This window comes from Pseudomonas hydrolytica (genome assembly GCF_021495345.1).
In the GTDB taxonomy this organism is placed as follows: domain Bacteria; phylum Pseudomonadota; class Gammaproteobacteria; order Pseudomonadales; family Pseudomonadaceae; genus Aquipseudomonas; species Aquipseudomonas hydrolytica.
On the sequence record NZ_CP099397.1, the window covers coordinates 452387 to 476608 of the forward strand.

Genomic DNA, 24222 nt, shown 5'->3' on the forward strand with positions numbered 1-24222 from the left:
GCCCCGCCCTACCCCACTGCGACGATTTCCTCGATCAGCCACTGCAGCGCGGCGTCGCGCTGACGTTGCGCCAGGCTGACGATCTCGAGGTGGAAGGGGCCCAAGGCGAATGGCAGGTCGAACAGCTCAAGCGGCAGCAGGGTAGCGAAATGCCGGGCCAGGGCGGTGGGCAGCACTGCCGCCAGCTCGCTGCCGGCGACTATGTGCGCCGCCTGCAGGTAGTTCGGCGTGGTGTAGAGGATCTGCCGCGACAGGCCCTGTTCGCCCAGCCACTGATCGACCATGCCGCGGGTCTGCCCGCCGTGCACCCATAGGTGGCGCAGGCGCAGGAAGGTCTCCAGATCCAGGCTGCGCTGGTGCAGCAGCGGATGCTCACGGCGTACCGCCAGCTTGAGCGTCTCGCTCATCCAGCGACGGCGGGCGAAACGCGCCGGCATCTCGTCGAAACGGCCCAGCACCAGGTCCAGCTCGCCCTTGTCCAGCGCCTCCATCGGCAGGCTGGGGCTGAGGTGGCGGATATCGATGCCGATGCCCGGTGCCTTGTGGCTGAGGCGGTCGAGCAGGCGCGGCATGCACACCAGCTCGACGTAATCGGTGACGGCGATGCGAAAGCGCTGGCGGCTTTCGCCCGGCTCGAAGGCTTCGCCGGCGCTCAGGCTCTGCTCCAGTTGACGCAACGCGCTGCGGATCGGCGCCTCCAGCGCCAGGGCCCGCGGGGTGGGTTGCATGCGCCGGCCCACGCGCACCAGCAGTGGGTCACCGAGCAGTTCGCGCAGACGGCCCAGGGCATTGCTGACCGCCGGCTGGCTCAGCGCCAGGTGCTCGGCGGCGCGCGAGACGTTCTGTTCGCGCAGCAGGGCATCGAGCACGCGCAGCAGGTTGAGGTCGAAGTTGGTGAAATTCATCTACTGAATACGTCGTATCACAAGACTAAATTTCAAAAATAGTAGCGGCTTGCTTATCGTGACCCAAGCTTTTCTATTGGTGCTCGAGAGGAACAACAATGACTCAAGTCGTCTCGCCGCTTCGCTGTGCCGCCGTGATCGGCGCCGGCACCATGGGCCGCGGCATCGTCATCAGCCTGGCCAATGCCGGCCTGCGTGTGCTGTGGCTGGACAACAACCCGCAGATGGTCGAGCAGGGCCTGGTGATGGCCGAGGACACCTGGGCGCACAACGTCGCCAAGGGCCGTATCGATGCGGCCGAGGCCGCAGCGCGGCGGGCGCGGGTCGAGGCGGTGGACGGCTACGCGGCGCTGGCCGACGCCGATCTGGTGATCGAGGCGGTGTACGAGAATCTCGAGCTCAAGCAACGCATTTTCCGCGAGCTGGACGCGGTGATGAAGCCCGGCGCCATCCTCGCCAGCAATACCTCGGCGCTGGATATCGACGCCATCGCCGCTGTCACCGCGCGGCCGGAAGCCGTGCTGGGCCTGCACTTCTTCAGCCCGGCGCACATCATGAAGCTGCTGGAGATCGTGCGTGGCGGCAAGACCGTGCCGGCCGTGCTGCAGGCCGCGCAGGAGCTGGGCGAGCGCATGGGCAAGGTGGCGGTGGTGGCCGGCAACTGCCACGGCTTTATCGGCAACCGCATGCTGCATACCTACGTGCGCGAGGCGCGCATGCTGCTGCTCGAGGGCGCCTGGCCGCATCAGGTGGATGCGGCGCTGCAGGGCTTCGGCTTCGCCATGGGGCCGTTTCGCATGTATGACGTGGTCGGCATCGACCTGGAATGGCGCGCCCGCGAGCTGGCCGGCCAGGGCCAGGACGATGCGGCGGTGCAGGTGGACAACCGCCTGTGCGAGCTGGGTCGCTTCGGCCAGAAGAGCGGCCAGGGTTATTACCGCTACGCACCCGGCAGCCGCCAGGCCGAGCACGATCCCGAGGTGGACGCGCTGGTGCAGGCCGAGTCCGAACGCCTGGGCTTCACCCGCCGCGATATCGGCACCGAGGAGATTCTCGAGCGCTGCCTGCTGGCGCTGGTCAACGAGGGGGCGAAGATTCTCGAGGAGAACATCGCCGCCAACAGCCGCGACATCGATCTGGTGTATCTGAACGGCTACGGCTTTCCCGCCGAGCGTGGCGGGCCGATGAGCTGGGCCGACGGCGAGGGTGTCGCGGCGATTCATCGGCGCCTGCTGCAACTGACCGAGCGTTTCGGCGCGCACTGGCAGCCGGCGGCGCTGATCGAGCGCCTGGCCGCGGAGAACAAGCAATTTGCCGACGTACAGGAGGGCCGGGTATGAGCTATCAGGCGCCATTGCGCGATATGCGCTTCGTGCTGCACGAACTGTTCGACGCCGCCGGCCACTGCGAGCGCCTGGGCAACGGCCTGGATCGCGAGCTGATCGACGGCGTGATGGAAGAGGCGGCGGCTTTCGCCGCGGGCGAGGTCGCGCCGCTCAATCGCAACAGCGACGAAGAGGGCTGCCGTCTGGAGAATGGCCAGGTCAGCACGCCCAGGGGCTTTGCCGAGGCCTACCGGCAGTACGTGGACAACGGCTGGGCGAGCATGACCGGGCCGGTGGAGTACGGCGGCCAGGGCTTCCCGCAGCTGGTGGCCTTCGCCTTCCACGAAATGCTGATGGGCGCGTCGCTGTCCTTCCGCGTCTACTCCGGGCTGACCGAGGGCGCCGTGCTGGCACTGCACAAGCACGGCAGCGAAACGCTCAAGCAGCAGTACCTGGGCAAGCTGGTCAGCGGCCAGTGGACCGGCACCATGTGCCTCACCGAACCGCAGGCCGGCACCGACCTGGCCCTGCTGCGCACCCGCGCCGAGCCGCAGGCCGATGGCAGCTACAAGGTCAGTGGCAGCAAGATCTTTATCAGCGGCGGCGAACAGGACATCTCCGAAAACATCATCCATCTGGTGCTGGCGCGCCTGCCGGATGCGCCTGCTGGCGTGAAGGGCATTTCGCTGCTGCTGGTGCCGAAATTTATCGCTGCCGCCGACGGCACACCGGGTGAACGCAACACGCTGTCGTGTGGCGCTATCGAGCACAAGATGGGCATCAAGGGTGCCTCCACCTGCGTGATGAACTTCGACGGCGCCACCGGTTGGTTGGTGGGCGAAGCCAACCAGGGCCTGGCCTGCATGTTTACCATGATGAATGACGCGCGCTTTCAGGTTGGCTTGCAGGGCTTGGGGATAGGCGAGGCGGCCTTTCAGGGCGCGCTGCGTTATGCCCGTGAGCGCCTGCAGTCGCGTGGCCTGGCGGGTGTGCAGGCGCCGGACAAGGCGGCCGATCCGATCATCGTTCACCCCGATGTGCGGCGCATGCTGCTGACGCAGAAGACCCTGGTCGAGGGCAGCCGCATGCTCGCCGCCTACACCGCGCGCCAGCTCGACCTGGAGCACGGCGCCGAGTCGGCCGAGGCACGCAAGGCGGCCGGCAAGCGCGCGGCGCTGCTGATTCCCATCGTCAAGGCGTTCTTCACCGACATGGGCCAGGAAGTGGCCAGCCATGGCGTGCAGGTCTATGGCGGGCATGGCTTCATCCGCGAGTGGGGCATGGAGCAACTGATGCGCGACAGCCGCATCACCCAGCTGTACGAAGGCACCAACGGCATCCAGGCGCTGGACTATATCCGGCGCAAGCTGCTGGGCGACGGTGGTGCGGAGTTGTCCGCACTGCAGGCCGAATTTAGCGCGCTGTGCGATGCCCAGGCCACGCGCCCGGCGCTGAAGGAAATGGCGACCGTCGTGCAGGTGCGTCTTGGCGAATGGCGTGAGCTGAGCACGGAAGTGCTCGCCGCCTGCCAGCGCGACCCGCAGGAGATTGGCGCCACTTCGGTGGATTTCCTCCAGTACTCGGCCTATGTGCTGCTCGCCGGTTTCTGGCTGCAGGCCGCGGCGCGGGCGCAGGATGCGCTCGAGGCAGAGAGCGGCGAGGCGGCGTTCTACCAGGCCAAGCTGCACAGTGCCGAGTTCTACCTGCGCCGCGTGCTGCCGCGCGCCAGTGCGCACCGCGAAGCCCTGCTGGGCGGCGCGCAGTGCCTGATGGCCATGGATGAGGACAGTTTCGCGTTCTAGCGCGGGTTATGGGTGCGCGCGGCGCACCCTGCGTCTTCAGGGTGCGCCTCGTACGTAGGGTGCGCTGTGCGCACCATCTGCCACCGATTGCACGATCAACCCCGGATTGCATCCGGGCTACAACAAGAGGAGCACCCCATGCATCCCTTCAGCTTCGCCACCACCGCGCAGATCCTCTGCGAATCCGGCGCCAGCCTGCGTCTGGCCGAACTGTGCCGCGAGCGCGGCGCACAGCGCGTGCTGATCGTCACCGATCCCGGCATCACCCGCCTGGGCCTGCTGGAACCCCTGCTGCCGGGCTTCGCCCGCGCCGGCATGGGCGTGCAGGTGTTCGACCAGGTGCTGGCCGATCCGCCCGAGGCCGTGGTGCTGGCCGCCGTGGCCCAGGCCCGCGAGCTGCAGGCGGAGCTGGTGGTCGGCTTCGGCGGCGGCAGCTCGATGGACGTGGCCAAGCTGGTGGCCTTGCTGGCGCATCCCGACTGTGGCCAGGCGCTGAGCGAGATTTACGGCGTGGGCAATGCCCGCGGCCGGCGCCTGCCGCTGATCCAGGTGCCGACCACCGCCGGCACCGGCTCCGAGGTGACGCCTATCGCCATCGTCACCACCGGCGAGACCACCAAGATGGGCGTGGTTTCGCCGCTGCTGCTGCCGGATCTGGCCCTGCTCGACGCCGACCTGACCCTCGGCCTGCCGCCTGCGGTCACCGCCGCCACCGGCATCGACGCCATGGTGCATGCCATCGAGGCCTACACCAGCGCGCTGAAGAAGAACCCGCTTTCCGATCTGCTGGCGCGCGAAGCCCTGCGTCTGCTGGCGGCCAATCTCGATGAGGTGGTGCGCAACGGCAGCAACCGCGAGGCGCGCCAGGCCATGCTGCTCGGCGCCTGCCTGGCCGGGCAGGCTTTCGCCAACGCCCCGGTGGCGGCGGTGCATGCGCTGGCCTACCCGCTGGGCGGGCATTTCCACATTCCCCACGGGCTGTCCAATGCCCTGGTGCTGCCGCAGGTGCTGGCGTTCAACGCACCAGCGGCTGCGCCGCTGTATGCCGAGCTGGCGCCATTGGTATTGGGCGAACAGTTGCGGGCCGGCAGTGCGGCGGCGCAGACCGAGCAATTGATCGAGGCTCTGGCCGGCTTCAGTCAGCGCAGCGGCCTGCCGACCCGGTTGCGCGATGCCGGAGTGAGCGAGGTCATGTTGCCCACGCTGGCGGCGGACGCCATGCTGCAGCAGCGCCTGCTGGTGAACAATCCGCGCGAGATGAACGAGCAGCAGGCGCTGGCCATTTACCAGGCTGCTTATTGAAACCAGATTGCCATTGGTGCGCACGGCGCACCCTACGCTCGGCGTTATTTCGCCGTAGGGTGCGCCGCGCGCACCGAAGCCACCCCAAGGACCCTTGATGAGCCAACCCCAACATCTGCGTGGCGACTACCGCCACTTCCAGCCGATCACCACACGTTGGCACGACAACGATATCTACGGCCACGTCAACAACGTGACCTACTACAGCTACTTCGACAGCGCGGTGAATGCCTACCTGATCGCCGCGGGCGGCCTGGATATCCATGCCGGCGAGGTGGTCGGCTTCGTGGTCAGCTCGGCTTGCGACTACTTCGCCTCCATCGCCTTCCCCGATGCCATCGAGGTGGGCCTGCGCGTCGGCAAGCTGGGCAACAGCTCGGTGCAGTACGAGCTGGCGATCTTCAGGGCCGGCGAGGAGCAGGCCTGCGCCGCCGGGCGTTTCGTCCACGTGTTCGTGGATAGACAAAGCAATCGGCCGGTGTCGATTCCGCCGGCCCTGCGCGCAGTGCTGGAACGCCTGCTGGCCTAATGCGGGTTCGCCTGGGTCGAGCAGCCTGCTAGGCTGTGCGCAGTCATCTGCCAGGTAGTGTCCATGTCCGATCCCGAACGTGAGCAGGCGCAGCAGCGCGCCGCTCGCATCACCGCCTTCCGTGAGGAGCTGGACGAGCTACGCCGCGAGCAGGTGCTGCAACTGAGCGAAGCGCAGGAACAGGCGGTCGCCGCCCATCATCGCCAGTTGCTGACGCACTACCGGCAGACCCTGGACATCGACGCCGATGCCCGCGCGCGCCAGCTGTCGCTGGGCATGCGCCTGGCCTCGCTGTTCGGCGCGCTGGCACTGGCGGCCGGACTGTTCTTCCTGTTCTACCAGTTCTGGGGGCTGTTCGACGTGCCCGCTCAGGTCGCCATCCTGCTTGGTAGCAGCCTGGGCAGCCTGCTGCTCTGCTTCTGGCTGCAGGCCCGCGACAGCTCGGGCTACTACGCCAAGCTGGCGGCCGTGCTGGCGTTCGTCTGCTTCGTGCTGAACCTGTCGATGCTCGGGCAGATCTTCAATATCACCCCCTCGGACAAGGCGCTGCTGCCCTGGGCGGCGCTGGCCCTGCTGTTGGCCTACCAGTGTCGTCAGCGCCTGCTGCTGGTGGTGGCGCTGCTGTGCTTCGGCCTGTTCGTCGCCGCGCGCCTTGGCGACTGGGCCGGCTGGCACTGGTGGACGCTGGGCGAGCGGCCGGAGCTGTTCATGCCGCTGGCGGCGCTGATGCTGGTGCCGCAATGGCTCGATCAGCGGCGCCATGCGGGTTTCGCCGCCTGCTATCGGGTGATGGGACTGCTCTACCTGCTCGGGCCGGTGCTGGTGCTGTCTTACTGGGGCAGCGGCAGCTACCTCGCCTGGCCGACCGGCTGGATCGAGGCCTTCTACCAGACCCTCGGTTTCGTGCTCGCCGGGCTGACCCTGTGGCTCGGCATTCGCCGCGGCTGGGGCGAGGTGGTCAATACCGGTCTGGTCTTCGCATTGATCATGCTCTTCGCCAAGCTGTTCGACTGGTGGTGGCAACTGCTGCCGCGCTACCTGTTCTTCCTCCTGCTCGGGCTGATCGCCGTGCTGTTGCTGGTGATGCTGCAACGCTGGCGGCGTAGCGTGCCGGGCGGTGTGCAATGAAGCGCGCCCTGTGGCTGGGGCTCGGCGTGGTGCTGCTGAGCAACGCAGTGGCGCTGGGCGGCGTCTGGTACAACCGCAGCGGCGCGCCCGAGGCGCAGCTGCTGCTCAGCGAGCGCGAGCTGCAGCGCGTCTACGGTGGCTGGTTGCGTGAGCAGGACGATGGGGTGTTGCGCCTGCAGCTGAGCTGGCGGCATGCGGGGGAGGGCTGGCAACTGCCCTGGCTGGACGAGGCCAAGCTGCGCGAGCTGGGTTTCGCCGCTGGCACCGACGAGCAGGCCTGGGGCCGGCAACCGGCCCGCGAGGTCTGGCTGGTGCTGGAGCTCGACGGCCCCGTTCATCGGCGTCAGGTCGAACAGGCGCGCCAGGCGCTGGAGGCAGCTGAGGCCGAACTGCGGGCCCGGCCCGAAAGCGAGGTGTTGCAGCAGGAGCGCGACGAACACCGGCGTCGCCTGTTGCATGAGCAACAGCAGGCCAGTCGTCTGATTCTGGTGGATGCGGGGGTGGATGCCGAGGTGCTGCGCCAGCGCTGGCCGGATCGGCAGCGTCAGGTCGTGCTGGTCGGGCGCATGGAGCCCTATCGTCACGGCGCGGAGGCCGGCTATGGCGCGAGCATTCGCCTGGAAAACGATCGCCTCAGCGTGCCCCATGCCTACCGCGAGCTGGCGCGTGGCTGGGAGCGTAGCTACGAGCAATCAGGGTTCAAGGCGCAGGTCGAAGTCGCCTTCGGTCGTCGTCATGAACCCTGGGTGCTCAGCATCCGTCAGTGATGACGATGCCAGTGCTTCTTGTGCTTCTTCTTGCCGTGATAGTGGTGGTGATGCACTTCGCGATAGCCGCGACGATCATCCCGATAGCTGGCGTTACCCATGTGGTTGCCCAACGCGCCGCCGGCGCCGCCACCGACTGCTGCACCCACCACGCCGCCGGTGTTGCCGCCAACCTGCTGACCGATCACGTTGCCGCCTGCTGCGCCTAGCGCGCCACCGATGGCCGCCTCGGTACGGCTGCGGCGATCCGCGCCGACCATGCTGCCGGCCGCGCCGCCGAGGCCAGCACCCACTGCCGCGCCGGTATTGCCGCCGACCTGTTGGCCGACCATGGCGCCCACTGCGCCGCCCAGAGCACCGCCAAGGCCGGCTTCGGTATTGCCCGCCAGGGCGACGCCGCCACTGGTCAGACCCAGAGAGAGGAGGAGCAACTGCAGAGATTTCATAGACACCTCGATCACGGGAGCCGCTTTGCAGCGGAGTTGCTCCATTGACCGAAGCGGCTCGCCTCTGGTTCCCGACCTTCCGTCGGCAGTCTGCCGGCAAGCGGAACGGGTTCACAGTTTCGCGCAGCGACTCACAACAGGCTTTCGCGGCCCCACTGCTCCAGCGCCAGGGTCAGCGGCAGCACCTCGCCGGGGCGGCTCAGGGCGTAGCCGGGCAACTGGCCGATACGTGCCTGAAACTCCGGGTTCTGCAGCACCCGCAGCAGCGCGGCCATGGCCGGCAGCTCTAGGCTGTCCTCGCGGCACAGCAGGCAATAGTGCTCGCGCGCCATGGGAATGAAGTCCAGGCCGAACTGGCGCGCCGCGGCTTCGACACCGAAGCCGACATCGGCCATGCCGCTGGCTACAAAGGCCGCCACTGCCGCGTGGGTAAACTCCTCGTTGTGGAAACCCTTGATGGTCGCGCTGTCCAGGCCACCTTGCTGCAGCAGGTCCTGCAGCAGCAGGCGTGTGCCCGAACCCGGTTCGCGATTGACGAAGCGCAGCTCGCCGCGCGCCAGGTCCGCCAGGCCGCGCACGCCGTGCGGGTTGCCGGGGGCGAGCATCAGCCCCTGGGTGCGCACGACGAAGGTGATCACCCGCTGATCGGGGCGCAGCCAGGGCTGGATGCGGCTCATGCTCAGGGTGCCAAGCGGCCCGGCCGGCACGTGCAGGCCGGCCACCTCGCAGTCGTGGCGCTGCAAGGCGATCATCGCCTCGCTGCCGCTGCGAAATTGCACCTCCCACTGCCAGCTGGGGTCGCGTTCCAGCCATTCGCGCAGCGCCGCCACGGCGAAACCGTGGCTGGCGTGGATGCGCAGGCCGGGATTGCTGGCCTGCAGCACCCGGTTGAGCTCCAGTTCCAGCTCGCTCGCCAGGTTATCCAGCTGTGGCGACAGCCGCGCGCGAATGCGCTGGTCGGCCCACAGCAGTTTCTCTCCCAGCGGCGCCAGGCGTGCGCCCTTGCCGCGTTCCAGCTCGATCAAAGGGCTGCCGAAGAACGCCTGCCACTTGCCCAAGAGGTTCCAGGCATGGCGGTAGGAGTAGCCGACGCGGGCGGCGGCCTCGGTCAGCTTGCCGGTGTCGTGCACCGCCTGCAGCAGTTCCAGGCCCTGCGGGTCGAGGCTGCTGCCGTCGCGCTGGTGGAAACGCCAGCGCGGCTGGATGTCGATACGGATCATATGCTCAATACTTCATATTTGTGTGGCCAATTTCCCATGTTAGTTTGCCTTTCATGGGCGATTTTTCGTCCGAGTATAAGAACTTTACTTCATATATGGCGAGCCCAATGGCTCCGCCTGGGATAAGCCGACCGGCAGCCGTGACTGGCCGGCTTATCTCCTGACAGTACCGGTATAGCCGCCGGCTGGAGCATCGAACATGGCCCTTCTTCCCCAGCGCTTCGCCCCCGAGCAATGCGAGGCCGTCACCCGTGAGGTGCTCGCCGCCCACCGCGGCCAGCCCGGCGCCCTGCTGCCCATCCTCCACGACATCCAGGACCGCCTCGGCGCCGTACCGCCCGAGCTGTTGCCGCTGATCGCCGAGGACCTCTGCCTGTCGCGCGCCGAGGTGCACGGGGTGGTCAGCTTCTATCACGATTTTCGCGCCACGCCGCCCGGCCGCCAGGTGCTCAAGCTGTGTCAGGCCGAGGCCTGCCAGTCGATGGGGGTCAAGGCGCTGACCGCTGAACTGGAAAGCAAGCTCGGCCTGCCGCTGGGTGAGACCCGCGAGGATGGCAGCCTCAGTTTCGAACCGGTGTACTGCCTGGGCAACTGCGCCTGCGCACCGAGCGTGATGCTCAATGGCGAACTACACGGTCGTGTCGACGCCGAGGAAGTGCTGGCGCTGCTGGCCGAACAGGGGGCCCAGGCATGAGCGAACCGATCAAGATCTTCGTCCCGCGCGATGCCACCGCGCTCAGCCTGGGCGCCGACAAGGTAGCCAAGGCCATAGTCGCCGAGGCCGCGGCGCGCGGTATCGAGGTGCAACTGGTGCGAAACGGCTCGCGCGGGCTGTTCTGGCTCGAGCCGCTGGTCGAGGTTGCCACGCCGGCCGGTCGTGTCGCCTATGGGCCGGTCAAGGCACGCGACGTTGCCGGCCTGTTCGACGCCGGTTTCCACGAGGGCAAGGCACATGCGCTGGGCCATGGCCTGACCGAGGAGATCGAATACCTCAAGCGCCAGGAGCGCCTGACCTTCGCCCGCGTCGGCATCACCGACCCGCTGTCGCTGGAGGACTACATCGCCCACGACGGCTACCGCGGCCTCAAGCGCGCCCTCGGCATGACGCCCGAAGCGATCGTTGCCGAGGTCACCGAATCCGGCCTGCGCGGCCGTGGCGGCGCGGCGTTCCCCACCGGCATCAAGTGGCGCACCGTGCTCGGTTGCCAGGCCGAGCAGAAGTACATCGTCTGCAACGCCGACGAAGGCGACTCGGGCACCTTCTCCGACCGCATGGTGATGGAAGACGATCCCTACGTGCTGATCGAGGGCATGACCATCGCCGGCCTCGCAGTTGGAGCTACGCGCGGCTACATCTACCTGCGTTCGGAATACCCGCACGCCGAAGCGGTGCTGCTCGAAACCATTGCCCGCGCCACGGCCGCCGGCTACCTGGGCGATGATGTGCTCGGCAGCGGCAAGGCCTTCCATCTGGAGCTGCGCCGCGGCGCCGGCGCCTATATCTGCGGCGAGGAAACCGCGCTGCTGGAAAGCATCGAGGGCAAGCGCGGCACCGTGCGGCCGAAGCCGCCGCTGCCGGCCATCGAGGGCCTGTTCGGCAAGCCGACGGTGATCAACAACGTGATCTCGCTGGCGTCGGTGCCGATCATCCTCGACAAGGGCGGCGCCTACTACAAGGACTACGGCATGGGCCGCTCGCTCGGCACCCTGCCGATCCAGCTGACCGGCAACATCGCCCGCGGCGGCCTGATCGAGAAGGCCTTCGGCATCACCCTGCGCGAGCTGCTGTATGAATACGGCGGCGGTTCGGTCAGTGGCCGGCCGATCCGCGCGGTGCAGGTCGGCGGCCCGCTCGGCGCCTACCTGCCCGAGTCGCAGTTCGACACCCCGCTGGATTACGAGGCCTTCGCCGCCCTTGGCGCGGTACTCGGCCACGGCGGCATCGTGGTGTTCGACGACACCGTCGACATGGCCGACATGGCGCGCTACGCCATGGAGTTCTGCGCGGTGGAATCCTGCGGCAAGTGCACGCCCTGTCGGATCGGCTCGACCCGCGGCGAGGAGCTGCTGTCGCAGATCATCGTGGCCCGTTCCGAAGGCCCGCAGCCGGGGCGCATCGAACTGCTCAAGAGCCTCTGCGACACCATGCTCGGCGCCTCGCTCTGCGCCCTTGGCGGCATGACACCCTATCCGGTGATGAGCGCCATCAACCACTTTCCCGAGGACTTCGGCGTGTCGCAAGACAGCGCCGAAGCCCGCTGATCCGGAGGCGTCCCCATGGCCCTGTATCGTGAACTCGACTATGGCACCCCTGCTCGCAGCGGTGCTCCGGTAACCCTGGAAATCGACGGCAACGCCATCACCGTGCCGGCCGGCACCTCGCTGATGCGTGCGGCTCAGGAGGCCGGCATCGCCGTGCCCAAGCTGTGCGCCAGCGACAGCCTGGAGCCGTTCGGCTCATGCCGCCTGTGCATGGTGGAAATCGAAGGCCGCCGCGGCTTCCCGGCGTCCTGCACCACCCCGGTGGAGCCGGGCATGGTGGTGCGCACGCAGAGCCCGAAACTGGCCGAACTGCGTCGCGGCACCATGGAGCTGTACATCTCCGACCACCCGCTGGACTGCCTGACCTGCTCGGCCAACGGCAACTGCGAGCTGCAGGACATGGCCGGTGTGGTCGGCCTGCGCGAAGTACGCTACGACCCGGTGAAGACCCACCTGGCCGAAACCAAGGACGAGTCCAACCCCTATTTCAGCTATGACCCGTCCAAGTGCATCGTCTGCAACCGCTGCGTGCGCGCCTGCGAGGAAGTGCAGGGCACCTTCGCCCTGACCATCGACGGCCGCGGCTTCGACTCGCGCGTGGCCGCCAGCCAGGCCGAGGATTTCCTCGACTCCGAGTGCGTGTCCTGCGGTGCCTGCGTCAATGCCTGCCCGACCGCCACGCTGATGGAAAAATCAGTGATTGAGCTGGGCCAGGCCGAGCGCAGCGTCACCACCACCTGCGCCTACTGCGGCGTTGGCTGCTCGTTCAACGCCGAGGTCAAGGGCAACACCGTGGTGCGCATGGTGCCGAACAAGAACGGCCACGCCAACCATGGCCACGCCTGCGTCAAGGGCCGCTTCGCCTGGGGCTACGCGACCCACCCGGACCGCATCAAGACCCCGATGATCCGCGACAGCATCCACGAGCCGTGGCGCTCGGTGAGCTGGGACGAGGCCATCGGCTACGCCGCCCGGCGCTTCAAGGAGATCCAGGCACAGTACGGCCGTAATGCGGTCGGCGGGCTGACCTCCTCGCGCTGCACCAACGAGGAAACCTACCTGGTGCAGAAGCTGGTGCGCGCTGCCTTCGGCAACAACAACGTGGATACCTGTGCCCGCGTCTGCCACTCGCCGACCGGCTACGGCCTCAAGGTGACCCTCGGCGAGTCCGCCGGTACCCAGGATTTCGACTCGGTGCTGTCCGCCGACGTGGTGCTGGTGATCGGTGCCAACCCCACCGACGGCCACCCGGTGTTCGGCTCGCAGCTCAAGCGCCGCCTGCGCGAGGGCGCCAAGCTGATCGTCGCCGACCCGCGCGGCATCGACCTGGTGCGCAGCCCGCACATCCGCGCCGAGCATCACCTGCAGCTGCGTCCGGGCAGCAACGTCGCCCTGCTCAACAGCCTGGGCCATGTGATCGCCACCGAGGGCCTGATCAACGAGGCGTTCATCGCCGAGCGCTGCGAGGCCGAAGCCTTCGAGCAATGGCGCACCTTCGTCAGCGAACAGCGCAACAGCCCCGAGGCCATGGAGGCCCTGACCGGCGTGCCGGCCGCTTCGGTGCGCGCTGCCGCGCGCCTGTACGCCACCGGTGGCAACGCGGCGATCTACTACGGCCTGGGCGTCACCGAGCACAGCCAGGGCTCGTCCACCGTGATGGCGATCGCCAACCTGGCCATGGCCACCGGCAATATCGGCCGTCCGGGTGTCGGTGTGAACCCGCTGCGCGGACAGAACAACGTGCAGGGCTCCTGCGACATGGGCTCCTTCCCCCACGAGCTGCCGGGCTACCGCCACGTTTCCGATCCGGTGGCACGGCCGCAGTTCGAGGCCGCCTGGGGCGTCAAGCTGCTCGACGAGCCGGGCCTGCGCATCCCCAACATGCTCGCCGCGGCGCATGCCGGCACCTTCAAGGGCATGTACATCCAGGGTGAGGACCCGGCGCAGTCCGACCCCGACACCCAGCACGTCACCGATGCACTCAAGGCCATGGAGTGCGTGGTGATCCAGGACCTGTTCCTCAACGAAACCGCCAAGTACGCCCACGTGTTCCTGCCTGGCGCCTCCTTCCTGGAGAAGAACGGCACCTTCACCAACGCCGAGCGGCGCATCTCGCCGGTGCGCAAGGTGATGCCGGCGCTGGCCGGCAAGGAAGACTGGGAAGTGACCGTGGCGTTGTCCAACGCCCTCGGCTACCCGATGAACTACAAGCATCCGTCCGAGATCATGGACGAGATCGCCGCGCTGACGCCGACCTTCACCGGCGTCAGCTACGCCAAGCTCGACCGCCTGGGCAGCATCCAGTGGCCGTGCAACGACGAGGCCCCGGAAGGCACGCCGATCATGCACGAGGACGCCTTCGTGCGTGGCAAGGGGCGCTTCGTGGTCACCGAGTTCATCCCCACCGAGGAGCGCACCTCGCGCAAGCGGCCGCTGGTGCTGACCACCGGGCGCATCCTTTCGCAGTACAACGTCGGCGCGCAGACCCGGCGTACCGCCAACAAGGCCTGGCACGCCGAGGACATCCTCGAGCTGCACCCGGTGGACGCCGAGGATCGCGGCATCAAGGACGGCGACTGGGTCGGCATCAACAGCCGTGCCGGCGAGACGGTGATGCGCGCCAAGGTCACCGAGCGCATGCAGCCGGGTGTGGTGTACACCACCTTCCACCACCCGGAATCCGGTGCCAACGTGATCACCACCGACAACTCCGACTGGGCCACCAACTGCCCGGAGTACAAGGTCACCGCGGTCCAGGTGCGCAAGGTCGAAGTCCCGTCGCAGTGGCAGCAGGAGTTCGATAGCTTCACCCGCGAGCAGGTCAGCCTGCTGCCGGTGGTGCAGTTATGATGCCGCTGGCCCCGGCACCGGTTCGTAGGGTGCGCCGTGCGCACCACTGCCACGCCGGCCTATTCTTTGCGGCTTCCCGGTTATTCAGCGGAGCACAGCCATGGGCATGAACGCCACCCAACTGATCAAGATGGCCAACCAGATCGGCGCCTTCTTCGCGTCCCAGCCTGACCCCGCCCAGGCGCGCACTGAATACGCCCAGCATCTCAAGCGCCAATGGGACCCGCAGATGCGCACGGCGCTTTACGCCCACCTGGACGCCAGCGACGGCGAGGGTCTGAGCGAGTTCGCGCTGCAGGTGCTGCGCGATTTGCGCGGGCAGATCGAGCCACAGGCTGCTAGTGTCTGAACGCTCCATGAACTGCACATGGCCTTTGGGTGTCTCGTGAGGTGCTAGGGGCTGGTGCGCACGGCGCACCCTACGACCGCGAGGAATCCGCATCCATGTCACGCCGTACCGCCGACCCGCTTACCGATGATCGCGCCGCCGCTCCGGCACCGGACGGTTACGCCTATGTCGAGCTGGACGAGGCGGCGCACGATGGTCACGCCGTGCTGGCCGAGGAATGCGCCCTGGCCATCGCCTACAACGGCGTCGCTCAAGCGGTGATGATGGTTTCGCCCAGCGCGCTGGAGGATTTCGTCGTCGGCTTCAGCCTGACTTCTGCAGTCGTGGCGGCGGCCGAGGACATCTACGACATCCAGCTCAAGCGCGCGGGGGAGGCATTCAGCGCCGAGGTGCAGATCGCCAGCCGCGCCTTCTGGGCGCTCAAGCAGCAGCGGCGCAATCTGGCCGGCACCAGTGGCTGCGGCCTGTGCGGCGTCGAGGCGCTGGAGCAGGCGCTGCCGCAACTCGACACCCTGAGCCTCAACCCGCTGCCACCGGCCGCGCACCTGGCCGACCTGCGTACGCGCATCGGCCAGGTGCAGAAGCTGGCGCGCCAGAGCGGCGCGCTGCATGCGGCATTGTTCGTCGATGAGTCTGGCGAGATCGTCCTGTGCCGCGAAGACATTGGCCGGCACAACGCGCTGGACAAGCTGATCGGCGCGCTAAACCGTGAAAGCCGCGACGCCCGTCGCGGCTTTGCCGTGGTCACCAGCCGCTGCAGCCTGGAGCTGATCCACAAGGCGGTGCGCGCCGGCTTCGCCAGCCTGGTCAGCCTGTCGGCGCCCACCGACCTGTGCGTGCGCTGGGCGCGTCGGCACCGCCTCAACCTCATTCACCTGCCGCACCATAGTCCACCGCGGGTCTATAGCCCGGCGTCGTAGGGTGTGCCGTGCGTACCAGCCTTGCGCCTCGAGGCTATTGCCGGATTGCATCCGGGCTACAGGCCCTGCAGCAGTTCGCGGTAATCCTCCACGGCGGCGAATTCCTCGGTGTCCTTCGGCCCGGCCTGGCTGTCCGGCTGGCGCACGGCGAGCAGGTGGGCGACGCCGAACTGTCCGGCGCTGCGCAGGATCGGCAGGCTGTCGTCGATGAACAGACTGCGCGCCGGATCGAAGCCGACGTCCTGACGCAGGGCGAACCAGAACTGCTGGTTCTCCTTGGGAAAGCCGTAGTCGTGAGAGCTGATCAGGCGCTCGAACCAGGGCGCCAGTTCGACCCGTTCCATCTTCAACGACAGCGAATCGCGATGCGCGTTGGTGATCAGCACCACACGCTTGCCGGCTTCGCGCAGGGCGCGCAGGAACAGCTCGGCATCCTCACGCAGGGCGATCAGATGGGCCACCTCGCGCTTGAGATCGCGGATCGAGAGCTTGAGCTCGCGGCTCCAGAAATCGGTGCAGTACCAGTTCAGCGTACCGGCATGTTGGCGAAACAGCGGCAACAGCTCGGCCTCGGCCAGCGCCAGGCTGGTGCCATGGTGCTCGGCATAGCGCTGCGGCAGGTGCTTGAGCCAGAAATGGTTGTCGAAATGCAGGTCGAGCAGGGTGCCGTCCATGTCCAGCAGGACGGTGTCGATCTGGTGCCAGGGGAGTGAAGGCATGGGCGCGCCCAGTGATGAGAGTCGTGAATCTGCCGGCCCGCGTCGCGATCATGCAATCTGCGCCGGGGATAATCGCAAAAGCCGCGGTATGATAACCCGCCAGGTCACGCCAAGGAGTTGCCCCATGCGTCAGAAGCCCACGGTGCTCGCCCGTGAAATAGTCGCCAGCAGTCGCCTGTTCCGCGTCGAGGAACTGCAGCTGCGCTTCTCCAATGGGGTCGAGCGTACCTACGAACGCCTGGTGGGCAAGGGCGCCGGCTACGGCGCGGTGATGGTGGTGGCCATGCTCGATGCCGAGCACGCGGTGCTGGTGGAGGAATACTGCGGCGGCACCGACGACTACCAGTTGTCGCTGCCCAAGGGGCTGATCGAACCGGGCGAGGACGTGCTGGTGGCGGCCAATCGCGAGCTCAAGGAGGAGGCGGGGTTCGGTGCGCATGAGCTGGAGTACATCACCGAGCTGAGCCTGTCGCCCGGCTACATGAGCCAGAAGATCCAGGTGGTACTGGCGCGCAATCTGTACGAAGAGCGCCTGCCCGGCGACGAGCCGGAGCCGATGCGGGTCGACCGCATCAACCTGCGCGAGTTGTCCAGCCTGGCCCAGCACGCCCAGTTCAGCGAGGGCCGCGCCCTGGCCGCGCTGTACCTGGTGCGTGACCTGCTGAGTCAGCGCGGGGAGTTCGTGCAGTGAGTCATCCCCATATTCCCCAGGTGATCGAGCTGGTACGTGCCGCAGGTGCGGCGACCCTGCCGTACTGGCGCAGCGACGTGGCCGTGACGGAGAAGGCCGATGCCTCGCCAGTCACTGCCGCCGACCTGGCCGCCCACCACATCCTGCTCGATGGCCTGCGCGCGCTGGCGCCGGATGTACCGGTGCTGTCGGAAGAGGCCGCCGACATTCCGCTGGCCGAACGCGCGGCCTGGACACGCTGGTGGCTGGTCGATCCGCTCGATGGCACCAAGGAATTTATCGCCGGTTCCGAGGAGTTCACCGTCAATGTCGCGCTGATCGAGCGTGGCCGCGTGGTCTTCGGCGTGGTCGGCATTCCGGCCAATGGCCGTTGCTATTACGGCGGTGCCGGTCTGGGCGCCTGGCGCAGCGAAGCGCCGGGCGATGAGCAGCCGATCAGCGTGCGTCTGGCGCCGGCGCAGGGCTTTACCCTGGTGGCCAGCAAGCGCCATTCGAGTCCGGCGCAGGAGCGCTTGCTCGGTGAGCTGGTCGCGCGCTTCGGCGAGCCGGCGCTGGCCAATATCGGCAGTTCGCTGAAGTTCTGTCTGCTGGCCGAGGGCAATGCCGACTGCTACCCGCGTCTGGCGCCCACCTCGCAGTGGGACACCGCCGCGGCGCAGGGCGTGCTGGAAGGGGCGGGCGGCGAGGTGCTGAATCTGGCCGGCGAAGTGCTCACCTACGAGGCGCGCGAATCCTTTCTCAATCCGTCGTTCCTGGCCTTGCCGGCCACTGCCGAGTGGCGTGGCGAGCTGATCGAGTTGGCGCGGACATTGTAGGGCGGGTGCAACCCGCCACATCGTCCATGGCGGGTTGCACCCGCCCTACGGCTCAATCGAGCATATCGCTGTAGCGCTCGTCCTTCCTGAACACCAGCGGCTGGTCGAAGCCGGGCACCTTCACTTCCTCGGTGGTGATGGAGATCGCCTGGTCGTCGATCATGTCGTTGCCGAAGTTGTAGATGATGTCCAGCTGGCCCAGCAGCGCCTGCTGGTCATAGGCCGCGGCCGCGGCGCGGGTGGCTTCGCGGCGGGCCAGGTAGGCGTCGAAGGCGGCCTGGCCGTGGCGCTTGCGCAGCATGCGCTCGACCACGTGCGGGGCCAGCACCAGGGCGCTGGCGTTGTTGCCGCCGAAACCCTTGGAGTTGATAAAGGCCACCTCCATTGCCTGCTCACCCACCTTGCGATCGACGGTGGACAGGCTCAGGTGCTCTTGATGCACGTCGCCGGCGACCGCGTCGATGGTCTTCAGGCCGGGCACGATGCCGTACTTGAAGGCGCCGAGGGCGGCGATCACCTGGTCGCCGCTGGCGGTGGCCAGGGAGTGGCCGACGAAGGCCTTCACCGCCGTGACCGGCCACTGTTCGATGCCGAAGGCGGCCGCGACGCGGTCGAGAATCTCCGACTCGGTGACGCGGTTGGCCGGGGTGCTGGAGCCATGGGCGTGCACGAAGCTGCGGCTGCGCACGGCGTCCAGGCCGAGCAGTTGTACGGCGCTGGCCACGGCCTTGGCCACGGTCAGGTAGTTTCCCGGGCCGGGAGCGGAAATGGACTTCTTGAAGCCGTCGGCGTTGATGAACACGTCCGGCACCGCGCCGTGGACGTCGGCACCCAGCTCCAGGGCCAGTTCATCGTCCATCAGCACCACGAACTGGCAGGCTTCGGCCAGGGTGAAGCCGCAGTTGTCGCCGAACGGGCGGCTGGCGCGGCGGAAATCCACGTCCTGCTTGCCCTCGATCTGGCGCAGGCCTTCCTCGGTGGCCAGCGCGCCCATGGCGCCATAACCCTCGATGCACTCCTGGTTGATCGGCGCCTCGCTGCTGCCGACGATGACCACGCGCGCCTTGCCCGAGGCGATCTGCTCGATGCCCTTCTGCAGGTTGTAGAGGAAGGTGGCGCAGGCGCCGGTGATGCTGCCGGTGGTGCCGACGCTGCCGAGCACGTAGGCGTTGATGAAGTCCGCCGGCATGGTGTTCAGGCCCAGGGCCAGCTGCTTGGCGGTGACGCGGCCGCCTTTCAGACGCGACTGCATCATGCCGCCGAAGCCGTTCTCGTCGAGCTGGCTCATGATGCAGCTGGCGAACACGGCGATCTCGTCCGGGGCGACATGTTGAACGATGCGCTGCCAGTCGATACCCACCGAACGCAGGGCGTCGGTGACGCCGACCACGGTCATGGCCAGGCCGCGCGGGTGGAAGCGCGAGTTGTACAGCTCGCTCGGCTCGAAGCCGGTGGGCAGCTGGCCGGCGGACTTCACCGCCAGCGGGCGGTAGCTGTCGACCTTGAATTCGCAGCTGTCATGCAGGGTGACCTGCACCTCGCTGGCGTTGAGCTCCTGCACCGACCAGTTGGCCGGCAGCGGCTCGGGCAGCTGCTTGCGCTGGGTGATGAAGCTAAGGCTGCCGCTGTGGCCGGGAGCCAGGCCGATGCTCTTCTGCCAGTGGGCGGCGTCCGGATCCAGATGCTGTTTCTCGATGCGGCGCACCAGGGTGCCGGCGAGAATGTCCTTGCCGTAGCGGCTTTCGATGTCGGCCAGGCTCAGTGGCTGGCCGTCCTGATCGCGGTACTGGCCGTCGACCACGCGTACTAGCTTCATCATCTGCGCCAGCCCGGCCAGGGTTTCCTGGCGTGCCTGGGGCTCGAGCGACTCCTGCACGGTACGACGGAAACCATGGTGGAAGGAGCTGCGCCCGGCTGCGTTGTAACCCCCAAAACCCACGATCACAGGTAAGCGCGACATAACTCAAAAGCTCCTGAACAAGGCCAGCGCGACGCCAGGCCGGCGCCAGTGGGCGCGAGCGGAGTCATAGGGCGGTGGCGTTTGGAAATATTCGGCTGCCTAACCTGACGTGGATCATGACTGTCGAGTCACTCATTCGTCCAATGTCGTGGCGAGTGCAAGGCGTGTCGCAGGTGGGAAGGTCGTTAGCGGGTAGGGTGCGCCGTGCGCACCGCTGCCCTCAGAGGTTGGTGCGCACGGCGCACCCTACGGGACAGCGTATTTCGCTGACGAGCCCGCCGGCTGGCGGGCTCGAAGGGCTCAGCCCTGGTAGCTGATATGCCCGTCGACCAGGGTGTAGCGCACCGCGCCGGGCAGGCAATGGCCGATGAACGGGCAGTTGCTGCCCTTGGAGTACCACTGCTCGCCGGCGACGGTGGAAGCCTGCGCATCGAACAGCACGATATCGGCGGCACTGCCGACGCCCAGGCTGCCGGCCGGCAGGCGCAGGGCCGCGGCCGGGCCGCTGGACAGGCGCGCGAGCAGCGTCGGCAGATCGAGCAGGCCGTCCTGTACCAGGCTCATGGCCAGCGGCAGCAGCAACTGCACGCTGCTGATGCCCGGCTCGGTGGCGGCGAAGGGCGCCAGCTTGGCGTCGCGCTCGTGCGGCTGGTGGTGGCTGGCGATGGCCGAGATCACCCCGGCCTTCACCGCCTCGCGCAGGCCGTCGCGATCAAAGCGCGAGCGCAGCGGCGGCTGCACGTGGTAGAGGCTGGAGAAATCGATCAGCGCCTCGTCGGTGAGGATCAGCTGGTACAGCGCCACATCGGCGGTCACCGGCAGGCCGCGGGCCTGAGCATTGGCGATCAGCTCGGCGCCACGGGCGCTGGTGATCTGGCTGAAGTGCGCGCGCACGCCGCTCTGTTCCACCAGCAGCAGGTCGCGGGCCAGGGCCACGGTCTCGGCGGTTTCCGGGATGCCGGCCAGGCCGAGGAAGCTGGCGGTCGGGCCTTCATGCGCCAGGCCGCCTTCGGCCAGGTCGGCATCCTGCGAGTGGAAGATCACCTGCAGGTCGAAGGTGGCCGCGTATTCCAGCGCGCGGCGCAGGGTGCGGGCGCTGCGGAAGTTGTCCAGGCCGTTGCCGAAAGCCACGCAGCCGGCATCGCGCAGGGCGACCAGCTCGGCCAGCTGCTCGCCGGCGAGATTCTTGCTCAGTGCGCCGATTGGGAAGACCTTGGTGTGCCCGGCTTCGCGGGCGCGATCGAGGATCAGTTCGGCCACCGCCGGGGTGTCCAGCACCGGCTTGGTCAGCGGCGGGCAGCACAGGCTGGTGACGCCGCCGGCCGCGGCGGCCAGGGTCTCGCTGGCAATGCTGCCCTTGCGGCTGTAGCCCGGCTCGCGCAGGGCCACCGACAGGTCGACCAGGCCGGGGGCGGCGATCAGGCCCTGGGCGTCGAGAGTCTTGTCGGCAGTGAAACCGGCCGGGGCCTGGCCGATGGCGGCCAGCTTGCCGCCGTCGATATAGAGGTCGGCGACCCGGTCCAGACCGCTGGCCGGGTCGATCACGCGTGCGCCGAGGATTGCGGTACGCATCAGTTGGCCTCCTCGGCGTTGAGTTGACGTTGGGCGTTCTGCCCGCTCATGGCCATCGACAGCACGGCCATGCGGATGGCGATGCCGTATGTGACCTGGTTGAGGATCACCGACTGCGGGCCGTCAGCCACCGCCGACTCGATCTCCACGCCGCGGTTGATCGGCCCCGGGTGCATCACCAGGGCATCGGGCTTGGCCAGCTTCAGGCGCTGCTCGGTGAGGCCGAACAGGCGGTAGAACTCGCCCTCGCTGGGCAGCAGGCCGCCCTGCATGCGCTCACGCTGCAGGCGCAGCATGATCACCACGTCGACGTCCTTGAGGCCTTCGTTGGCGTCGGTGAACACGCGCACGCCGTAGCTTTCCTCCAGGCCGATGGGTAGCAGGGTCTTTGGCGCGATCACGCGGATATCCGGGCAACCCAGGGTCTTCAAGGCCAGCATGTTCGAGCGCGCCACCCGCGAGTGCAGGATGTCGCCGACGATGGCCACCGAGAGGTTCTCGAAGTCGCCCTTGTGGCGGCGAATGGTGAGCATGTCGAGCATGCCCTGGGTCGGGTGCGCGTGACGGCCGTCGCCGCCGTTGATGATCGCCAGGTTCGGGCACACGTGCTCGGCGATGAAGTGCGCGGCGCCGGAGTCGGCATGGCGCACGACGAAGATGTCGGCGGCCATGGCCTCGAGGTTGCGCAGGGTGTCGAACAGCGTCTCGCCCTTGCTGGTGGAGCTGGTCGACACGTTGAGGCTGATGACGTCGGCCGACAGGCGCTGGGCTGCCAGTTCGAAGGTGGTACGGGTGCGCGTGGAGTTCTCGAAGAACACGTTGCACACGGTCTTGCCGCGCAGCAGCGGGACCTTCTTCACTGCGCGTGCGCCGACTTCGAGGAAGGAGTCGGCGGTGTCGAGAATTTCCGTCAACAGCTCGCGGGGCAGGCCGTCGAGTGAGAGGAAGTGACGCAGCTGACCTTGGTCGTTCAGCTGCAGCGGGCGCTTGGCGGCGAGTGGCGTCATCGCGGGGAGTCTCAGTTGGCGAGCGTCTGGAGTTCGAGGGTCAGCGGCGTGGGGCCGGACAATTTTACCCGCTCGTTGGCCGCCAGCGACAGGCAGGCGCCGACCACGTCGGGGCGGATCGGCAGTTCGCGGGCGCCCAGGTCGAGCAGGCTGACCAGGGTCACGCTGGCCGGGCGACCGTAGTCGAACAGCTCGTTCAGCGCGGCGCGGATGGTGCGCCCGCTCATCAGTACATCGTCGATCAGCACCAGGTGCTGGCCTTCTATCTCGAACGGCAGTTCGGACGGTTGCACCTGCGGGTGCAGGCCGTTCTGGGTGAAGTCGTCGCGGTAGAAGGACACGTCGAGCACGCCCAGCGCATCGTCGCGACCCAGGGCGGCAAGCAGGGCCTGAGCGACCCAGACGCCGCCGGTGCGAATGCCGATGAAACGCGGCTCAGCGATCTGGCGCTGGTTCAGGTGCTGGGTCAGGGCGCTGGCCATGGCCGGCAGCAGGTCGTTGGGGTTGGGTAGCATGGCGAAACTCCATGTGGCGGGCCGAGTCGCTCAGCCCGGACAGTTTTCCTCGAGCCAGCCCTGCAGCAGCAGAGCGGCGGCAATGGCATCGACGGGGCGCTCGCGGTAGCCGCCACTCTGGCCCTCGCGCAGGCGCTGGCCCTTGGCCTCGAAGGTGGTCAGGCGTTCGTCGTGGGTGTAGGCGGGCAGGTTGTAGCGGCCATTGAGGCGGCGGGCGAATTTCTCGGCGCGGGCGCTCATCTCGCTGGATGTGCCGTCCATGTTCAGCGGCAGGCCGACCACCACGGCGTCCGGCTGCCACTCCTTGATCAGCGCCTCGACGCGGTTCCAGTCCGGTACGCCGTTCTGCGCCTTGAGCACGCACAGCTCGCGGGCCTGGCCGGTGATCACCTGGCCGACGGCGACGCCGATCTGCTTGGTACCGTAGTCGAAGCCCAGCAGCAGGCGTAGCGGCTTGTCGCTCATCAGGCGTGCCCGGCCTGCGAGGTGAGCAGGCTGAGGTTGACCCCCAGGCGCGCCGCCGCCGCGTTGAGGCGTTGATCGTAGGGCAGGTCGAAGAGGATGCTGTTGTCGGCGGGGCAGGTCAGCCAGGCGTTGTCGGCCAGCTCCGCCTCCAGCTGTCCGGCTTCCCAGCCGGCGTAGCCGAGGGTGATCAGGTAACGGTCCGGGCCGATGCCGTCGGCGATGGCGAACAGCACGTCCTGCGAGGTGGACAGGCCCAGCTCACCCAGCTCCAGGGTGGCCTGGAACTGCATGCCGGCCGGATGCAGGACGAAGCCGCGATCGGTCTGCACCGGGCCGCCGGCGAAGATCGGCAGGCTGTGGCACAGCGCCGCCGGCTCTTCCTCGGGGCGCAGTTGCTCCATCACATCGGCCAGGTTGAGGCCGTTGGGCTTGTTGATCACCAGGCCCATGGCGCCCTGTTCGTTGTGTTCGACCAGGTAGGTGACGGTCTGCGCAAAATTCGGATCGGCCATGTGCGGCATGGCGATCAGGAAGTGGTGCTTGAGCGAGATGGGGGCTGAATTCTTCATGGCGCCTAGTTTGGAACGACAAGCCTCGGGCTACAAGCCATCCCGTAGGGTGCGCCGTGCGCACCGGCCACTGCTGTCGTTTGAAAAATGGTGCGCACAGCGCA

General features: G+C 67.6%; 23 protein-coding genes. 13 read left to right on the forward strand and 10 right to left on the reverse strand.

Annotated features, from left to right (window positions below):
- Positions 1–8: 8 nt before the first annotated feature.
- Positions 9–905, reverse strand: coding sequence for a LysR family transcriptional regulator (locus tag L1F06_RS02185; RefSeq protein WP_129481965.1), 897 nt, complete (start codon positions 903–905; stop codon positions 9–11).
- A 98-nt stretch (positions 906–1003) separates the two neighbouring features.
- On the opposite strand from L1F06_RS02185, the gene L1F06_RS02190 reads away from it, so the two are divergent.
- The 6 genes from L1F06_RS02190 (at position 1004) to L1F06_RS02215 (ending at position 7758) form a co-directional block, all read left to right on the forward strand.
- Positions 1004–2245 (forward strand): 3-hydroxyacyl-CoA dehydrogenase, encoded by a 1242-nt coding sequence (locus tag L1F06_RS02190; protein WP_129481964.1) that lies wholly within the window; start codon positions 1004–1006, stop codon positions 2243–2245.
- Positions 2242–4032, forward strand: coding sequence for an acyl-CoA dehydrogenase C-terminal domain-containing protein (locus L1F06_RS02195; protein ID WP_129481963.1), 1791 nt, complete (start codon positions 2242–2244; stop codon positions 4030–4032). The genes L1F06_RS02190 and L1F06_RS02195 overlap by 4 nt, the downstream gene beginning before the upstream one ends.
- Before the next feature lie 138 nt (positions 4033–4170).
- Positions 4171–5334, forward strand: a complete 1164-nt coding sequence (locus tag L1F06_RS02200) for an iron-containing alcohol dehydrogenase (protein ID WP_129481962.1) — start codon at positions 4171–4173, stop codon at positions 5332–5334.
- A 97-nt stretch (positions 5335–5431) separates the two neighbouring features.
- The gene (locus tag L1F06_RS02205) at positions 5432–5863 is read left to right on the forward strand and encodes an acyl-CoA thioesterase (protein WP_129481961.1); all 432 of its coding nucleotides are present in this window, start codon (positions 5432–5434) and stop codon (positions 5861–5863) included.
- Between the two features lie 63 nt (positions 5864–5926).
- Positions 5927–6991 carry a DUF2157 domain-containing protein gene (locus tag L1F06_RS02210; RefSeq protein WP_129481960.1) on the forward strand — a complete coding sequence of 355 codons (1065 nt, stop codon included), beginning with the start codon at positions 5927–5929 and terminating at the stop codon, positions 6989–6991.
- Complete coding sequence (locus L1F06_RS02215; RefSeq protein ID WP_129481959.1) at positions 6988–7758, forward strand: DUF4824 family protein; 771 nt, start codon at positions 6988–6990, stop codon at positions 7756–7758. The genes L1F06_RS02210 and L1F06_RS02215 overlap by 4 nt, the downstream gene beginning before the upstream one ends.
- Here the strand turns inward: L1F06_RS02215 and L1F06_RS02220 are convergent.
- Together L1F06_RS02220 and L1F06_RS02225 are read right to left on the reverse strand one after the other, a co-directional pair.
- Positions 7752–8204, reverse strand: coding sequence for a hypothetical protein (locus L1F06_RS02220; protein WP_096827619.1), 453 nt, complete (start codon positions 8202–8204; stop codon positions 7752–7754). The genes L1F06_RS02215 and L1F06_RS02220 overlap by 7 nt on opposite strands.
- Before the next feature lie 131 nt (positions 8205–8335).
- Positions 8336–9424 carry a substrate-binding domain-containing protein gene (locus tag L1F06_RS02225; protein ID WP_129481958.1) on the reverse strand — a complete coding sequence of 363 codons (1089 nt, stop codon included), beginning with the start codon at positions 9422–9424 and terminating at the stop codon, positions 8336–8338.
- A 199-nt stretch (positions 9425–9623) separates the two neighbouring features.
- On the opposite strand from L1F06_RS02225, the gene L1F06_RS02230 reads away from it, so the two are divergent.
- From L1F06_RS02230 to fdhD, 5 genes are all read left to right on the forward strand, one after another.
- On the forward strand, positions 9624–10118 hold the full coding sequence (locus L1F06_RS02230; RefSeq protein WP_129481957.1) for a formate dehydrogenase subunit gamma: 495 nt from the start codon (positions 9624–9626) through the stop codon (positions 10116–10118).
- A complete protein-coding gene (locus tag L1F06_RS02235) occupies positions 10115–11686 on the forward strand; it encodes a formate dehydrogenase beta subunit (protein WP_129481956.1) in 1572 nt (523 codons plus the stop codon). Before L1F06_RS02230 ends, L1F06_RS02235 begins: the two co-directional genes overlap by 4 nt.
- A gap of 15 nt (positions 11687–11701) precedes the next feature.
- The gene (gene fdhF / locus L1F06_RS02240; protein ID WP_129481955.1) at positions 11702–14536 is read left to right on the forward strand and encodes a formate dehydrogenase subunit alpha; all 2835 of its coding nucleotides are present in this window, start codon (positions 11702–11704) and stop codon (positions 14534–14536) included.
- 100 nt (positions 14537–14636) lie between these two features.
- Positions 14637–14885 (forward strand): formate dehydrogenase subunit delta, encoded by a 249-nt coding sequence (locus L1F06_RS02245; RefSeq protein WP_129481954.1) that lies wholly within the window; start codon positions 14637–14639, stop codon positions 14883–14885.
- Between the two features lie 95 nt (positions 14886–14980).
- Positions 14981–15805 carry a formate dehydrogenase accessory sulfurtransferase FdhD gene (gene fdhD, locus L1F06_RS02250; RefSeq protein WP_129481953.1) on the forward strand — a complete coding sequence of 275 codons (825 nt, stop codon included), beginning with the start codon at positions 14981–14983 and terminating at the stop codon, positions 15803–15805.
- A gap of 56 nt (positions 15806–15861) precedes the next feature.
- On the opposite strand, the gene yrfG is transcribed toward fdhD, so the two are convergent.
- Positions 15862–16524 (reverse strand): GMP/IMP nucleotidase, encoded by a 663-nt coding sequence (yrfG, locus tag L1F06_RS02255; RefSeq protein ID WP_129481952.1) that lies wholly within the window; start codon positions 16522–16524, stop codon positions 15862–15864.
- Positions 16525–16648: 124 nt separating this feature from the next.
- On the opposite strand from yrfG, the gene nudE reads away from it, so the two are divergent.
- Both nudE and cysQ read left to right on the forward strand, forming a co-directional pair.
- Complete coding sequence (gene nudE, locus L1F06_RS02260; RefSeq protein WP_004373151.1) at positions 16649–17215, forward strand: ADP compounds hydrolase NudE; 567 nt, start codon at positions 16649–16651, stop codon at positions 17213–17215.
- Positions 17212–18030: a 3'(2'),5'-bisphosphate nucleotidase CysQ gene (gene cysQ / locus L1F06_RS02265; protein ID WP_129481951.1), complete on the forward strand. Its 819-nt coding sequence runs from the start codon at positions 17212–17214 to the stop codon at positions 18028–18030. The genes nudE and cysQ overlap by 4 nt, the downstream gene beginning before the upstream one ends.
- 52 nt (positions 18031–18082) lie before the next feature.
- Here cysQ and L1F06_RS02270 read toward each other — a convergent pair whose 3' ends face one another.
- From L1F06_RS02270 to L1F06_RS02295, 6 genes are all read right to left on the reverse strand, one after another.
- Positions 18083–19990, reverse strand: a complete 1908-nt coding sequence (locus L1F06_RS02270; protein ID WP_129481950.1) for a beta-ketoacyl synthase — start codon at positions 19988–19990, stop codon at positions 18083–18085.
- A gap of 300 nt (positions 19991–20290) precedes the next feature.
- Positions 20291–21562, reverse strand: coding sequence for a dihydroorotase (locus L1F06_RS02275; protein WP_129481949.1), 1272 nt, complete (start codon positions 21560–21562; stop codon positions 20291–20293).
- Positions 21562–22569: an aspartate carbamoyltransferase catalytic subunit gene (locus L1F06_RS02280; protein ID WP_129481948.1), complete on the reverse strand. Its 1008-nt coding sequence runs from the start codon at positions 22567–22569 to the stop codon at positions 21562–21564. The genes L1F06_RS02275 and L1F06_RS02280 overlap by 1 nt, the downstream gene beginning before the upstream one ends.
- 11 nt (positions 22570–22580) lie before the next feature.
- Positions 22581–23084, reverse strand: a complete 504-nt coding sequence (gene pyrR, locus L1F06_RS02285; RefSeq protein ID WP_129481947.1) for a bifunctional pyr operon transcriptional regulator/uracil phosphoribosyltransferase PyrR — start codon at positions 23082–23084, stop codon at positions 22581–22583.
- Positions 23085–23114: 30 nt separating this feature from the next.
- Positions 23115–23552 carry a Holliday junction resolvase RuvX gene (gene ruvX, locus L1F06_RS02290; RefSeq protein WP_129481946.1) on the reverse strand — a complete coding sequence of 146 codons (438 nt, stop codon included), beginning with the start codon at positions 23550–23552 and terminating at the stop codon, positions 23115–23117.
- Positions 23549–24118 (reverse strand): YqgE/AlgH family protein, encoded by a 570-nt coding sequence (locus L1F06_RS02295; RefSeq protein ID WP_004373137.1) that lies wholly within the window; start codon positions 24116–24118, stop codon positions 23549–23551. Before L1F06_RS02295 ends, ruvX begins: the two co-directional genes overlap by 4 nt.
- Between the last annotated feature and the right edge of the window lie 104 nt (positions 24119–24222).